Raw genomic sequence first — 13,550 nt, forward strand, 5'->3', positions numbered from 1 at the left:
CCGGGAGCGGCGCCCGACGAGAGGGGAGAGCCATGCTACGCAAGACGACGGCCGCGCTCGCCGTCCTGGTCGGACTGGGCCTCGCGCCCGCCGCGACCGCGAACGCGAGCGCGAACGCGGTCAGCGCCGGGACCACCACCGCGAACTGCGCGGTCGACTGGGGGTCGCAGGACCAGCAGTCCGCCGACACCTCGCCCGGTCCGCTGGTCGACCTGCGGGCCGGGCAGCAGGAGTGCTTCGACCGGCTAGTGTTCGACATCCCCGGTGGCGGGGCGGGCGAGGGTCACCTGGTCGGGTACCGGGACGTGATCCACGCGGACGGCAGCGGCGAGGTGATCCCGCTGCGCGGGGGCGCGAAGCTGCTGGTGGTGGCGCACTCGCCCGCGCACGACGACGACGGCGCCCCCACCTACACCTTCGCGGACCGGTCCGAGCTGGTGGACGTCACCGGCTACCGGACGTTCCGGCAGGTCGCCTGGGGCAACTCGTTCGAGGGGCGCTCGACCGTCGGGCTGGGGGTGCGCGCCCGCCTGCCGTTCCGGGTGTTCACCCTGCCGGGGCGGCTCGTGGTGGACGTCGCGCACTCCTGGTGACCCCGCGCTGAGGAACGACCCAGGCCGGACCCCGGTGGAGCAGCTCCACCGGGGTCCGGCCGGGTCACGGGGTGACGACGATGCGGTAGCCGACGCCGCGCACGGTCTCGATGCGGACCTCCGCGCCGAGCTTGCCGCGCAGCGCGGCGATGTGGGTGTCCAGGGTGCGCGACGGCGCCTCCCAGTGCGCCTTCCAGACCTGGTCGACGATCAGGTCCCGGCTCACCACCGACCCCGCCCTGCCGACCAGCAGGGCCAGCAGGTCGAACTCCTTGCGGGTCAGCGCCAGCGGGCGGCCTGCCACGCTCGCCTCGCGGGTGGCCGGGTCCAGGGTGAGCGGGCCCAGCCCCAGCGCCTCGGAGCGGCCGGACCCGGCGCGCGCGTCGCGGGTGCGGCGCAGCACCGCCTCGATCCTGGCCAGCAGCTCCGCCGTGCCGAACGGCTTGACGACGTAGTCGTCGGCGCCCGCGCGCAGGCCCAGCACCCGCTCGCGCTCCTCGCCGCGCGCGGTCACCGCGATCACCGCGGTGCCCCGCCGGTCGCGCAGCTCGCGGAGCACGTCCAGGCCGTCGCCGTCCGGCAGGCCGAGGTCGAGCAGCACGACGTCGACCGGGGCGGCGGCGAGCGCCGCGGCGGCCGACGCCGCCCGGTGGACCTCGTAACCCGCGTGCCGCAGTGCGGTGAGCAGACCACGCGCCACCCGGTCGTCGTCCTCGACGACGAGTATGCGCACGTCGGTCTACTCGTCCGGCTGCTTCTGCTTCGCCGGGTCCTCGGCGACCGGGGTGGCCGGGGTGGGCGTCGAGCCCGTGGCCTTCGAGTCCTGCGCCGTCGAGTCGGCCGAGGCCGGGGTCGTCGGGTCCGTGGCGACCGGGGTGTCGCCCGAGGCCGTCCTCGGGGCGGGCGCGGTGGTCGCCGACACCTTCTCGCCCTCCGCGTCGGAGGCCGCGTCGGCCCCCTCCGGCAGCTCGGGCTCCGGAGCCGGTTCGACGTACGTCTCCCTCGGGCCGCGCTTGGCCGCGAGCACGAAGTACAGCACCGCGCCGAGGAACACCACGACCGACGTGATCACGTTGATCCGCAGCCCGAGGACCATGGTGGCCTCGTCGGTGCGCATCATCTCGATCCAGAAGCGGCCCGCCGTGTAGCCGGCGACGTACAGCGCGAACACCCGGCCGTGGCCCAGCCGCAGCTTGCGGTCGGCGACCACGATGAGCGCGGCGACGCCCAGGTTCCACAGCAGCTCGTACAGGAACGTCGGGTGGACGGTCATCAGCGGCGTGGCCGTGTCGACCGCGACGCCGTTGAGGTCGTTCTTCATGCCGGTGACCGGGTCGACGCGCTCGTAGATCTCCAGGCCCCACGGCACGGTGGTCTCCGCGCCGTACAGCTCCTGGTTGAAGTAGTTGCCGATGCGGCCGATGGCCTGCCCGACCACGATGCCGGGGGCGAGCGCGTCGGCCATCGCGGGCAGCGGGATGCCCCTTCGGCGGCAGGCGATCCAGGCGCCGACGCCGCCGAGGGCGATCGCGCCCCAGATGCCGAGGCCGCCGTTCCAGATCTTCAGGGCGTCGAGCGGGTCCTTGCCCTCGCCGAAGTACTTGTGGTAGTCGGTGGCGACGTGGTAGAGCCTGCCGCCGACCAGGCCGAACGGCACCGCGAACACCGCGACGTCGGTGACCGTCCCCTTCTGCCCGCCTCGGGCCACCCAGCGCCGCTCGCCCCACGAGATCGCGACGATGATGCCGAGGATGATGAAGAGCGCGTACGCCCTCAGGGGGAGGGGGCCGAGATGCCACACGCCCTGGGCAGGACTCGGGATGCTCGCCAGGTAAGTCGTCACCACGCGCACCACCGTAGTCGCTGGGACCACGCCCCCGAACCGGGCGACCCGATCGTTACCGGGGGACATCCCGCTTTCGGGGGCGTCCGAACCCGCTCCGCGCAGACCACCCGCGCAGCAGAACGGGGGCCTCACACGAACGTGTGAAACCCCCGTCGCGCACCACGGGTCGTCAGGCCGGGCCGCCGACCCCGCGCACGCCCTTCGCCAGCTCCTCCGCCAGCGCGGGCACCCCGCCACCGGCCACCGCGGACACGAACGCCGAGCCGACGATCACCCCGTCCGCGAACGAGGCGACCTGCGCGGCCTGCGCGCCGTCCCGCACGCCGAGGCCCACGCACACCGGCATGTCGGTGTGCTCCCTGACCCGCCCGACCAGCGCGGGGGCCGCCGACGACACGGCCGTCCGCGCGCCGGTCACGCCCATGACGGCGGTGGCGTACAGGAAGCCGCTGGAGGCCTTGGCGGTCAGGTCGATCCGCTCCTCGGTGGAGGAGGGCGCGACCAGGAAGATCCGGTCCAGCCCGTGCGCCTCGGAGGCCGCCATCCAGTCCTCGGCCTCGTCGGGCACCAGGTCCGGGGTGATCAGCCCGAGGCCACCGGCGGCGGCGAGGTCGCGGGAGAACGCGTCCACGCCGTAGTGCAGCACCGGGTTCCAGTAGGTCATCACCACGGCCTTGCCGCCGAGCGCGGCGACCGACTCGACCACGCCGAACAGGTCCCGCACCCGGAACCCGCCGTCGAGCGCCTGCTGCGCGGCGGCCTGGATGGTCGGGCCGTCCATCACCGGGTCGGAGTAGGGCATCCCGACCTCGACCACGTCGCACCCGGACTCGACCATGGCCCGCAGGACGTCCTTGGAGCCCTCGACCGTGGGGAACCCGGCGGGCAGGTAGCCGATGAGCGCGGAGCGCCCCTCGTCCCGGCACGTCGAGAAAACGCTGTCCAACGCGCTCACGACGCGTCCTCCTCCTTGACGCCGAGCCCGAACCACGAGACCGCCGTGTCCATGTCCTTGTCGCCGCGACCGGACAGGTTGACCAGGATCAGGCCGTCCGGCCCCAGCTCCCGCCCGAGGTCCAGCGCGCCCGCGAGGGCGTGCGCGGACTCGACGGCGGGGATGATGCCCTCGGTGCGCGACAGCAGCGCGAACGCGTCCATCGCCTGCGCGTCGGTGATCGGCCGGTACTCGGCGCGACCGGTGTCCTTCAGGTGCGCGTGCTCGGGCCCGACGCCGGGGTAGTCCAGGCCCGCCGAGATGGAGTGCGCCTCGGCGATCTGCCCGTCCTCGGTCTGGAGCACGTACGACATGGCCCCGTGCAGCGAGCCCGCCGTCCCCTTGGTGAGGGTGGCGCCGTGCCGCTTGGTCTCGACGCCGTCGCCGCCGGGCTCCAGGCCGACCAGGCGCACCGACGGGTCGTCGATGAAGCCGTGGAAGATGCCGATGGCGTTGGAGCCGCCGCCCACGCAGGCCGCGACCGCGTCGGGCAGCCGCCCGGCCTGGTCGAGCACCTGCTGCCGGGCCTCGATGCCGATCACCCGGTGGAAGTCGCGGACCATCATCGGGAACGGGTGCGCGCCCGCCGCCGTGCCCATCAGGTAGTGGGTGTGGTCGACGCTGGCGACCCAGTCGCGCAGGCCCTCGTTGATCGCGTCCTTGAGGGTGCGCGAGCCGGTGCCGACCGGGATGACCTCGGCACCGAGCAGCCGCATCCGGGCGACGTTGAGCGCCTGGCGCTCGGTGTCGACCTCGCCCATGTAGATCACGCAGTCCAGGCCCATGAGCGCGCACGCCGTGGCGGTGGCGACGCCGTGCTGGCCCGCGCCCGTCTCGGCGATGACGCGCTTCTTGCCCATGCGCTTGGTGAGCAGCACCTGGCCCAGCACGTTGTTGATCTTGTGCGAGCCGGTGTGGTTGAGGTCCTCGCGCTTGAGGAACACCCGCGCGCCGCCCGCGTGCTCGGCGAACCGCCTGGCCTCGGTCAGCAGCGACGGGCGGCCCGCGTACTCCTTGAGCAGCCGGGCGAACTCACCCAGGAACTCCGGGTCGACCCGCGCCTTCTCGTACTCCGCGGCCAACTCGTCCTGAGCCGCGATCAGCGCCTCCGGCATGAACCGGCCGCCCCACCGCCCGAAGTGACCCCGGACGTCGGGGTCGTGCGGGGTGTGGGCGAACTGGTCGCGCGTCATGCGCTCTCTCCCATCAACGACTGGGCCGGGGGCACGCCGGGTGCGATCCAGCGGTCACCAGCTTGTTCACCGCGACCTTGGGGTCGCCGCTCGTCACCAGGCTCTCGCCGACGAGCACCGCGTCGGCGCCCGCCCCGGCGTAGGCCATCAGGTCGCCGGGACCGGTGACCCCGGACTCGGCGATCTTGATCGTCTCGAAGGGCAGGCCGGGCGCGATCCGGCCGAACACCTCCTTGTCGACCTCCAGGGTGTGCAGGTTGCGGGCGTTCACGCCGATGACGCTCGCCCCCGCCTCCAGCGCCCGGTCGGCCTCCTCGGCCGTGTGCACCTCGACCAGCGCCGTCATCCCGAGGGACTCGACCCGGTCGAGCAGCGACACCAGCGCGTTCTGCTCCAGCGCCGCCACGATCAGCAGCACCAGGTCGGCGCCGTGCAGGCGCGCCTCGTGCACCTGGTACGGGCTGACGATGAAGTCCTTGCGCAGCAGCGGCACCCGCACCGCCGCGCGCACCGCGTCGAAGTCCGCCAGCGACCCGCCGAAGCGGCGCTGCTCGGTCAGCACGCTGATCACCCGCGCGCCACCCGCCTCGTAGGCGGCGGCCAGCTCGGCAGGCTCGGGGATGTCCGCGAGCGCGCCCTTGGACGGGCTCTTGCGCTTCACCTCGGCGATGACCCCGACCCCGGGGTTGCGCAGCACCGCCATCACGTCCTGGGGGGGCGCGGCTTTCGCCGCCCGCTCCCTGAGCACCTCGAAGGGCAGCGCCGCCTCGCGCGTGGCGAGGTCCTCCCGAACGCCTTCGATGATCGACTCGAGAACGGTCATGCGCACACCCCGTTCACCTCGGCCGGCCGTCCCAGTTCGGTCGTGAACTCCCGCACGTCATGCTCCCCTTCCCGCCGCAAGGATGCTAACCCCGGACGTCGGCGGCACCGGCCACCGGGTCTGCGCGTTCGCGCTGCTGGGCACGGTCGCGCGGACCTCACGTGCGCAAACCCCCGGCGAGGGGTTTGCCCGGTTCGGACGAGCGGTCCCCCCGTGGAAGATCAGTCCCGCTCAGTGGGATCGTCGCCGCGCTCCAGGGCGTTCCACAGCTCGCGCTCGGGATCGGCGGACGGCTTGCGCGCGGCGGGCGTCTCGTAGCGATCACCCATCCGGGGCATCCGCCCGCCCTTGACCAGCAGCAGGACGCCCGAGGCGACCACGGTCAGCGCGCCGAGCAGGCCGACGACCGGGCCGGACGCGGGCAGGTCGCCGACGCCGACCGCGACGGCCAGCAGGCCGACCACCGCGAGCACCGCGCCGAGCGCGCGCCGCACCACGCCGCCGAGCGCCAGCACCGCCGCGACGCCCGCGCCCGAGAGCAGGGCGAGCGGGACCGGCCACCGCGGTCCGGCGGCGCCCCAGTCGAGCGCGGAGGAGCCCCAGAGGACGAGCGCGGCGAGCAGGAGCAGGCCGAGGACGAGCCGCTGCTCGCGCCTGCCGGGACGTGGTGGAGGGGGCGGGGGGTCGGCGGCGCCCGTGGCACCGGCCTGCTCACCGGAACCGGCGGCTGCGGCCCGCGCGTCGACGCCGGCGGGCTCACCGGCGCTGTCGGCCGAGGACCCGGCCCGAGCAGCGGCCGGAAGCGCGGTCGGCGCGGCGGTCGGGCCAGCAGGGGAACCACCGGCCGGATCGGCGACCGGGTCGGTGACCGAAGCAGTAGCCAGCCCGGCGACCGGATCGGCGACCGAAGCGACAGGCCGCGCGTCGGCCGGATCGACTGCCGGATCGGCAGCCATCCCGGCGACCGGGTCGGCAACCGAAGCGGCGGGCCGCGCGTCGGCCGGGTCGGCGGCCGGAAGGGGAGCCGGATCGGGGGTCGGGCACACGGTCGGGATGCCTGCGGGCAGCACCCGCTCCCCCGCCGCGTCCGCCCTCGCCACGCCGTCCCGCCCGACTTCGCCCCGCCCAACGCCCTCCCGCGCTGCGGCCTCCCGCCCAGCAACCTCCCGCGCTGCGCCATCCCGCTCTGCACCAGCCCGCCCAGCGGCCTCCCGCCCAACGCCGTCCCGCGCTGTGCCGCCGCCCTCAGACACGGGTCGGTTCCACGGCCGGGGCCATGGTCTGGGCCGTCGCGATCGCGGCCAGGACCGCGCCCGCCTTGTTCAGGCACTCGTTGTCCTCGGCCACCGGGTCCGAGTCGGCCACGATGCCGCCGCCCGCCTGCACGTACGCCACCCCGTCGCGGATCAGCGCGGTGCGGATCGCGATCGCGGTGTCCGCGTCGCCCGCGAAGTCCAGGTAGCCCACGACGCCGCCGTACAGGCCGCGCCGGGTCGGCTCCAGCTCCTCGATCAGCTCCATCGCGCGCGGCTTCGGCGCGCCGGACAGGGTGCCCGCCGGGAAGCACGCCGCGACCGCGTCGAACGCGGTGCGCCCCTCGGCCAGCTCGCCGCTGACCGTGGACACGATGTGCATCACGTGGCTGTACCGCTCGACCTTGAAGAAGTCCACCACGGTCACCGAGCCCGGCTTGCACACCCGGCCCAGGTCGTTGCGGCCCAGGTCCACGAGCATGAGGTGCTCGGCGCGCTCCTTGTCGTCGGAGAGCAGGTCCTTCTCCAGCAGCGAGTCCTCCTCCGGGTCCGCGCCGCGCCACCGGGTGCCCGCGATCGGGTGAGTGGTGGCCTTGCCGTCCCGGACCGTGACCAGCGACTCGGGGCTGCACCCGACGATGTCGAAGTCGTCCAGCCGCAGCAGGTACATGTACGGGCTGGGGTTGGAGGTGCGCAGCACCCGGTAGACGTCCAGCGGGTGGGCGGTGGTCTCCATCTCGAACCGCTGCGACAGCACCACCTGGAAGGCCTCGCCCTCCCGGATCGCCGCCTTGGCCCGCTCCACCACGGCCTGGTGCTCCGCGGAGGAGCGCCGCCGGGTGAACTCCGGCTTGGGCCGGGAGAACACGGCGGTCGTGGCGGGCGCCGGGTTGTGCAGGTCCTCGGTCATCACGTCGAGCCTGCGCACGGCGTCGTCGTAGGCCGCGTCGACCCGCTCCGGGGTGTCGTCCCAGTTGATCGCGTTGGCGATCAGCGTGACGGTGCCCTCGTGGTGGTCGAGCGCGGCGAGGTCGGTGGCGAGCAGCATGACCAGTTCGGGCACCTTCAGGTCGTCCTCGGCCAGCGAGGGCAGCCGCTCGAGGCGGCGCACCGCGTCGTAGCCGATGTAGCCGACCATGCCGCCGGTCAGCGGGGGCAGGCCGGGCAGCGGGTCGGTGCGCAGCACCTCGATGGTCTCGCGCAGCGCCGCCAGCGGGTCGCCGCCCTCGGGCAGCCCGACCGGGTGCTGCCCGGTCCAGTGCGCCTCGCCGCCGGTCGCGGTGAGCGCGCCCGCGCACCGGGCCCCCACGAACGACCAGCGCGCCCACGAGCGGCCGTTCTCCGCCGACTCGAACAGGAACGTGCCCGGCCGGTCGGCGGCCAGCTTCCGGTACAGCCCGACGGGGGTCTCCGCGTCCGCGAGGATCCGGCGCACGACAGGGACGACCCTGCGCTGCGCGGCGAGTTCGCGGAACTCCTCGCGGGTGGGACTGACCTCGCCGAGCCCGACGCCCGCACCGATGACGCTCACCATGCCGCCATTGTCCCCGGTCCGGCTCGCGGGGCGGGCAACCGGGGTGCGACCATTTCACCCGACGTTGAAACACGTCCGGGCCGGGCGGGTCGGGCGGAGCTGGTGAGGCGGTCGCGCGGTGGTTGCGGTGGACGGCGGTGAGCCGAGGCGCCGGGGACGGCGCGCGGGTGGCGAGGACACCAGGGGCGCGCTGCTCCAGGCGGCGCGCGAGGTGTTCGTCGAGCGCGGCTACGAGGGCGCGACGGTGCGGGCCATCGCGGCGCGCGCGGGCGTGGACGCCGCGATGGTCAACCACTGGTTCGGCGGCAAGCAGGCGCTGTTCGCGAAGGCCGTGCTGCAACTGCCCGCCGACCCGGCGGAGATCGTCCGCCGGGTCGCCCAGGGCCCGCCCGAGCTGCTGGGCGAGCGCCTGGTGCGCACGTTCCTCGGGGTGTGGGACGCCACCGGCGGCGGCGCGTTCTCCGCGCTGGTGCGCAGCGTCGCCGGGCACGAGCAGGTCACCGGCGCCCTGCACGACCTGTTCATCAAGACCGTGCTGGGCCAGGTGGTGCGGGCGTTCGAGGTGGACCGGCCCGAGCTGCGCGCCACGCTGTGCGCCTCGCAGATGGTCGGCCTCGGCATGGCGCGGTACGTGCTGGAGTTCGAGCCGCTGGCGTCGGCCGACCCCGAGGCGCTGGTCTCGGCGGTCGGGCCGACGCTCCAGCGCTACCTCTCGGGGGAGATCGGCGCGGGGGAGATCGGCGCGGGCGGCATCAGCGAGGTCGCGTCGAAGCAGGTGTGATCGCCGGTGTGGCAGGCCGCGCCGGTCTGGTCCACGGTCAGCAGCACGGTGTCCCCGTCGCAGTCCAGCCGCACGTCGTGCACGCGCTGGGTGTGCCCGGAGGTCTCGCCCTTGACCCACAGCTCGTTCCGGCTGCGGGAGAAGTAGGTGGCGGTGCCGGTGGTGAGGGTGCGGTGCAGCGCCTCGTCGTCCATCCAGGCGACCATCAGCACCTCCCCGGTGCCGCGCTGCTGGGCGACGGCGCACACCAGCCCGTCCGCGTTGCGCTTGAGCTTGGCGGCGATGGCGGGGTCGAGCATCAGCTGGCTCCGGAGAAGTGGTCGCGCGCGGGGCGCGTGTTGAGCAGGACGGCGACGAACACGTGCGCGGCGGCGATCACCGCGCTGGCCAGGCGCACCCAGACCGGGGTGGGGCCGAGCACGACGAGCAGGTGGACCAGGCCGAACAGCAGGAAGACGGCCATGCCGCCGAGCCTGGCCGGGCGGACCCCCTTCCAGAGACCGGCGACGACGCCCAGCTCGATGACGGCCACCGCGATGGGCAGCACGAGCGAGGCGCCTGCGGGGTCGACCAGCAGCTGGAGGGCGGCGACCAGGACGAACGCGACCGCGCTGCCGCCGCCGAGCAGGATCGCGAGGCGGACCTCGGTGGTGGCGGGCATCAGCGGACCTCCACCCCGGCGTCGCGCAGCGAGCCCTTGACCTGGGCGATGCTCAGCTCGCGGAAGTGGAAGACGCTGGCCGCGAGCACCGCGTCCGCGCCCTCGGCGACGGCGGGCGGGAAGTGCCCCGGCTCGCCCGCTCCCCCGCTGGCGATCAGCGGCACGTCCACGACGGCGCGCACCCGGCGGATCAGCTCCAGGTCGAACCCGGCCTTGGTGCCGTCGGCGTCCATGGAGTTGAGCAGGATCTCGCCGACGCCCAGCTCCTGGCCGCGCTCGGCCCACTCGACGGCGTCGATGCCGGTGCCCCGGCGACCGCCGTGCGTGGTGACCTCGAAGCCGCTGGCCGTGGGGGCCTCGCCCGCGGGGACGCGGCGGGCGTCGACCGACAGCACGACGCACTGGGCGCCGAAGCGGCGGGACAGCTCGCCGAGCAGCTCGGGGCGGGCGATGGCGGCGGTGTTCACGCTGACCTTGTCCGCGCCGGCGCGCAGCAGCCTGTCGACGTCCTCGGGGGCGCGCACGCCGCCGCCGACGGTGAGCGGGATGAAGACCTGCTCGGCCGTGCGGCGGACCACGTCGTAGGTGGTCTCGCGGTCGCCGGAGGAGGCGGTGACGTCGAGGAACGTCAGCTCGTCGGCGCCCTCGGCGTCGTAGAGCTTGGCGAGCTCGACGGGGTCGCCCGCGTCGACGAGGTTGGTGAAGTTGACGCCCTTGACGACCCTGCCCCGGTCCACGTCGAGGCAGGGGATCACGCGCACCGCTACTGACATGCGGTCGAGCCTACGGGGCCGGGTGGGCGGGTCCGGCGGGCGGCACGCGGGGCGCGCGCCCGCCGGGGTCAGCGGCTGGCGAAGCGGCGCAGGCCGTCCGCGATGCCCGCAGTGGTCAGCTGCCCGGTGACGACGGCGTGCACGAACTCCTCCGCGACGTCCACGTCCAGGTCCTCGGCCAGCGGGTGGCCGTTGACGCCGAGGAACACCCAGGTGGCGTTCCAGGACAGCCGCTTGTTGCCGTCGACCAGGGGGTGGTTGCGGCCCAGCGACTCCATGAGCGCGCCCGCCTTGGCCCAGACGTCCGGGTAGGCGTGCTCGCCGAGCACGGTCGTGGCGGGGCGGGCGGCGGCGGACTCCAGCAGCTCGGTCGAGCGCACCGGCGCGCCGCCGCCGACCAGGGCCTCGGCGATCTCCAGGAGCTCGCCGGGGGTCAGGGCCTCGAAGTCCTCGCTCATCTCGCCAGCCTCCGGTTCAGCTCCTCGCTGATCCGCAGCACGCGTTCCAGTTCCTGTCGCTTCCGCTCGTCCACGCGGCCCATCCTGCCCGCGGGCCCCCGTGATCCCCGTACGGTTTTTCGCATGGACCTAGCCGAGGGCAAGTACCTCCTCCTGACCACCTTCCGCAAGAACGGCGACGGGGTCCCCACACCGGTCTGGTTCGCGGGCGAGGGGAGCACCGCGTTCGTGTGGACCGTCGCCGAGTCCGGGAAGGTCAAGCGCATCCGCCGCAGCGGGGACGTGCTGGTGGGGCCGTGCGACGTGCGCGGCAACCCGCTGGGCGAGTCCGTCCCGGCCAGGGCGGAGCTGGTGGACGGCGCCGAGACGGACCGGATCCGGGAGCGGATCATCCGCAAGTACGGCGTCATCGGGCGGTTGACGATCCTGGGGAGCAAACTCCGCCGGGGCAAGAAGGGCACGGTAGGCATCAAGATCACGCTGTCAACCTGAGGTTGACGACGCGCCATGCGTCAACCTAGAGTTGACGCATGGCGCTCGTGCAGCTCACCGACCTCATCGTCGACGTCGCGACCAGGCACGTCTCACCGCTGGAGCGGCTCACGGCCGCGGTCGACCTCAGCTCGCGACTGGACGAGCTGGGCGACCACCTGATCGGGCACTTCGTGGACGAGGCCCGGCGCTCGGGGGCGTCGTGGACCGAGATCGGCGAGAGCATCGGGGTGTCCAAGCAGGCCGCGCAGAAGCGCTTCGTGCCCAAGGAATCACCCGATCTGGGCAAGCCCTCGTTCGACCGGTACACCGACCGGGCGCGCAGGGTGGTCGCGCTGGCCAAGCACCACGCCAGGCACAGCGAGCGCATCGGCACCGAGCACCTGCTGATGGGCCTGCTCGACGAGCACGGCGGGCTCGGGGCCAGGACCGTGGCCAAGCTGGAGGCCTCCGAGGGCACGACCCGGCTGGCCCTGCTGGTGGAGCTGGAGAAGGAGTCCGGCAAGCGGCCCGACCCGCAGCCGTTCTCCGCGAACTCCCGCAAGGCGCTCGAACTGGCCGTGCGGGAGGCGCTGCGGCTGGCTCACACGTTCGTGGGCACCGAGCACCTGCTGCTGGGGCTGCTGGCCGAGGGCGACGGCGCCGCGGCGCGCGTCCTCGACTCGACCGGGGTCGAGCGGGACGCGGCCGAGCGCCACGTCGTGGCCGAGATCACCGCCGCGATCAGCCGCGGACCGCGCTCAACGCCTCGGGCAGGGTGAACGCGCCCGCGTAGAGGGCCTTGCCGACGATCGCGCCCTCGACGCCGTCGCGGGTCAGCTCGGCCAGCGCCACCAGGTCGGCGACGCTGGACACGCCGCCGGACGCGATGACGGGGGCGTCGGTGCGGGCGCAGACCTCGCGCAGCAGGTCGGTGTTCGGGCCGGTCAGGGTGCCGTCCTTGGAGACGTCGGTGACCACGTAGCGGGTGCAGCCGTCGCGGTCCAGGCGCTCCAGGACCTCCCAGAGGTCGCCGCCGTCGGTCGTCCAGCCCCTGGTGGCCACGCGGTGGCCGTGCTCGGTGATCCGCACGTCCAGGCCGATCGCGACCTGCTCGCCGTGGGTGGCCAGCACCTTGGCGCACCACTCCGGGTTCTCCAGCGCGGCGGTGCCGAGGTTGACGCGGGCGCAGCCGGTGGCGAGCGCGGCGGCGAGCGAGTCGTCGTCGCGGATGCCGCCGGACAGCTCGACCCTCACGTCCAGCTCGCCGACGACCCGCGCGATCAGCTCGCGGTTGCCCCCGCGCCCGAACGCGGCGTCCAGGTCGACCAGGTGCACCCACTCGGCCCCGTCGCGCTGCCAGGCGAGCGCGGCGTCGAGCGGGGTGCCGTAGGCGGTCTCGGTACCGGCCTCGCCCTGGACGAGGCGGACGGCCTGGCCGTCGACGACGTCGACGGCGGGGAGCAGCGTGAAGGTCACGCCGTTCAGCCTAGTGGGCGGTCCCGCGCCCCGGAGCCCGCCCTGCGGCTCAGAACGACTTGAGCCAGTTCTCCAGCAGGCGCGCGCCCGCGTCCCCGGACTTCTCCGGGTGGAACTGGGTGGCCCACAGGGGGCCGTTCTCGACGGCGGCGACGAACCGGTCGCCCCCGTGCTCGGCCCAGGTCACCAGCGGCGGGCGCAGGTGCTCGGCGGGCTGGAGCTCCCAGGTGCGGACGCCGTAGGAGTGCACGAAGTAGAAGCGGGTGTCCTCGGCCTGCCCGGCGAAGAGCTGGGAGCCCTCGGGGGTCTGCACCGTGTTCCAGCCCATGTGCGGGACGATCGGGGCCCGGAGGCGCTCGACGGTGCCGGGCCACTCGCCGCAGCCCTCGGTCTCCACGTCGTGCTCGATGCCCCGCTCGAACAGGATCTGCATCCCGACGCAGATGCCCAGCACCGGCCTGCCGCCCGCGAGGCGCTGGCCGATGAGCCTGCCGCCGCGCACGGCGTTCAGGCCCGCGACGCACGCCGCGTAGGCGCCCACGCCGGGGACCACCAGCCCGTCCGCGTCCAGCACCGCCTTGGGGTCGGCGGTCACCTCCACGTCGGCGCCGACGCGCTGGAGAGCGCGCTCGGCGGAGCGGAGGTTGCCTGATCCGTAGTCCAGTACGACGACGCGTGCCACGGTGACCAG

At 74.0% G+C, this 13,550-nt stretch carries 17 protein-coding genes; 4 read left to right on the top strand and 13 right to left on the bottom strand.

The features are described from left to right. Nucleotides 1–32 precede the first annotated feature (32 nt). Nucleotides 33–593 (top strand): AMIN-like domain-containing (lipo)protein, encoded by a 561-nt coding sequence (locus CNX65_RS27925; RefSeq protein WP_096496406.1) that lies wholly within the window; start codon nucleotides 33–35, stop codon nucleotides 591–593. Nucleotides 594–657: 64 nt separating this feature from the next. On the opposite strand, the gene CNX65_RS27930 is transcribed toward CNX65_RS27925, so the two are convergent. The 7 genes from CNX65_RS27930 to CNX65_RS27960 form a co-directional block, all read right to left on the bottom strand. Beyond that, nucleotides 658–1,326 (bottom strand): response regulator transcription factor, encoded by a 669-nt coding sequence (locus tag CNX65_RS27930; RefSeq protein ID WP_096496407.1) that lies wholly within the window; start codon nucleotides 1,324–1,326, stop codon nucleotides 658–660. Between the two features lie 6 nt (nucleotides 1,327–1,332). Beyond that, nucleotides 1,333–2,436, bottom strand: a complete 1,104-nt coding sequence (gene lgt, locus CNX65_RS27935; protein ID WP_096498039.1) for a prolipoprotein diacylglyceryl transferase — start codon at nucleotides 2,434–2,436, stop codon at nucleotides 1,333–1,335. Nucleotides 2,437–2,608: 172 nt separating this feature from the next. After that, nucleotides 2,609–3,394 (bottom strand): tryptophan synthase subunit alpha, encoded by a 786-nt coding sequence (gene trpA / locus CNX65_RS27940; RefSeq protein ID WP_096496408.1) that lies wholly within the window; start codon nucleotides 3,392–3,394, stop codon nucleotides 2,609–2,611. Then, complete coding sequence (gene trpB, locus CNX65_RS27945; RefSeq protein WP_096496409.1) at nucleotides 3,391–4,626, bottom strand: tryptophan synthase subunit beta; 1,236 nt, start codon at nucleotides 4,624–4,626, stop codon at nucleotides 3,391–3,393. Before trpB ends, trpA begins: the two co-directional genes overlap by 4 nt. 13 nt (nucleotides 4,627–4,639) lie before the next feature. After that, nucleotides 4,640–5,449 (bottom strand): indole-3-glycerol phosphate synthase TrpC, encoded by an 810-nt coding sequence (gene trpC / locus CNX65_RS27950; protein ID WP_096498040.1) that lies wholly within the window; start codon nucleotides 5,447–5,449, stop codon nucleotides 4,640–4,642. A gap of 221 nt (nucleotides 5,450–5,670) precedes the next feature. Continuing rightward, nucleotides 5,671–6,549: a Trp biosynthesis-associated membrane protein gene (locus CNX65_RS27955; RefSeq protein ID WP_232520038.1), complete on the bottom strand. Its 879-nt coding sequence runs from the start codon at nucleotides 6,547–6,549 to the stop codon at nucleotides 5,671–5,673. Nucleotides 6,550–6,694: 145 nt separating this feature from the next. Beyond that, nucleotides 6,695–8,236, bottom strand: coding sequence for an anthranilate synthase component I (locus tag CNX65_RS27960; RefSeq protein ID WP_096496410.1), 1,542 nt, complete (start codon nucleotides 8,234–8,236; stop codon nucleotides 6,695–6,697). Nucleotides 8,237–8,354: 118 nt separating this feature from the next. Between CNX65_RS27960 and CNX65_RS27965 the strand changes: the two genes are divergently transcribed. Beyond that, nucleotides 8,355–9,017 carry a TetR/AcrR family transcriptional regulator gene (locus tag CNX65_RS27965; RefSeq protein ID WP_096496411.1) on the top strand — a complete coding sequence of 221 codons (663 nt, stop codon included), beginning with the start codon at nucleotides 8,355–8,357 and terminating at the stop codon, nucleotides 9,015–9,017. Here the strand turns inward: CNX65_RS27965 and hisI are convergent. The 4 genes from hisI to CNX65_RS27985 all read right to left on the bottom strand — a co-directional run bounded on the left by hisI (nucleotide 8,942) and on the right by CNX65_RS27985 (nucleotide 10,909). Next, complete coding sequence (hisI, locus tag CNX65_RS27970; RefSeq protein ID WP_198320564.1) at nucleotides 8,942–9,316, bottom strand: phosphoribosyl-AMP cyclohydrolase; 375 nt, start codon at nucleotides 9,314–9,316, stop codon at nucleotides 8,942–8,944. The genes CNX65_RS27965 and hisI overlap by 76 nt on opposite strands. Beyond that, entirely contained in the window at nucleotides 9,316–9,678 is a 363-nt protein-coding gene (locus tag CNX65_RS27975) for a hypothetical protein (protein ID WP_096496413.1), read from the bottom strand. Before CNX65_RS27975 ends, hisI begins: the two co-directional genes overlap by 1 nt. Continuing rightward, complete coding sequence (gene hisF / locus CNX65_RS27980) at nucleotides 9,678–10,451, bottom strand: imidazole glycerol phosphate synthase subunit HisF (RefSeq protein WP_096496414.1); 774 nt, start codon at nucleotides 10,449–10,451, stop codon at nucleotides 9,678–9,680. The genes CNX65_RS27975 and hisF overlap by 1 nt, the downstream gene beginning before the upstream one ends. A 68-nt stretch (nucleotides 10,452–10,519) precedes the next feature. Beyond that, nucleotides 10,520–10,909 (bottom strand): type II toxin-antitoxin system death-on-curing family toxin, encoded by a 390-nt coding sequence (locus tag CNX65_RS27985; RefSeq protein WP_096496415.1) that lies wholly within the window; start codon nucleotides 10,907–10,909, stop codon nucleotides 10,520–10,522. Between the two features lie 123 nt (nucleotides 10,910–11,032). Here CNX65_RS27985 and CNX65_RS27990 point away from each other — a divergent pair, with 123 nt between their 5' ends. Continuing rightward, nucleotides 11,033–11,401: a PPOX class F420-dependent oxidoreductase gene (locus tag CNX65_RS27990; protein ID WP_096496416.1), complete on the top strand. Its 369-nt coding sequence runs from the start codon at nucleotides 11,033–11,035 to the stop codon at nucleotides 11,399–11,401. A gap of 38 nt (nucleotides 11,402–11,439) precedes the next feature. After that, on the top strand, nucleotides 11,440–12,162 hold the full coding sequence (locus CNX65_RS27995; RefSeq protein ID WP_096496417.1) for a Clp protease N-terminal domain-containing protein: 723 nt from the start codon (nucleotides 11,440–11,442) through the stop codon (nucleotides 12,160–12,162). Here the strand turns inward: CNX65_RS27995 and priA are convergent. Together priA and hisH are read right to left on the bottom strand one after the other, a co-directional pair. Continuing rightward, the gene (priA, locus tag CNX65_RS28000; protein ID WP_096496418.1) at nucleotides 12,125–12,859 is read right to left on the bottom strand and encodes a bifunctional 1-(5-phosphoribosyl)-5-((5-phosphoribosylamino)methylideneamino)imidazole-4-carboxamide isomerase/phosphoribosylanthranilate isomerase PriA; all 735 of its coding nucleotides are present in this window, start codon (nucleotides 12,857–12,859) and stop codon (nucleotides 12,125–12,127) included. The two genes, CNX65_RS27995 and priA, sit on opposite strands and share 38 nt — an antisense overlap. A 49-nt stretch (nucleotides 12,860–12,908) precedes the next feature. Next, complete coding sequence (gene hisH / locus CNX65_RS28005; RefSeq protein WP_096496419.1) at nucleotides 12,909–13,541, bottom strand: imidazole glycerol phosphate synthase subunit HisH; 633 nt, start codon at nucleotides 13,539–13,541, stop codon at nucleotides 12,909–12,911. Between the last annotated feature and the right edge of the window lie 9 nt (nucleotides 13,542–13,550).

It is taken from the genome of Actinosynnema pretiosum, from assembly GCF_002354875.1.
GTDB classification, from domain to species: domain Bacteria; phylum Actinomycetota; class Actinomycetes; order Mycobacteriales; family Pseudonocardiaceae; genus Actinosynnema; species Actinosynnema auranticum.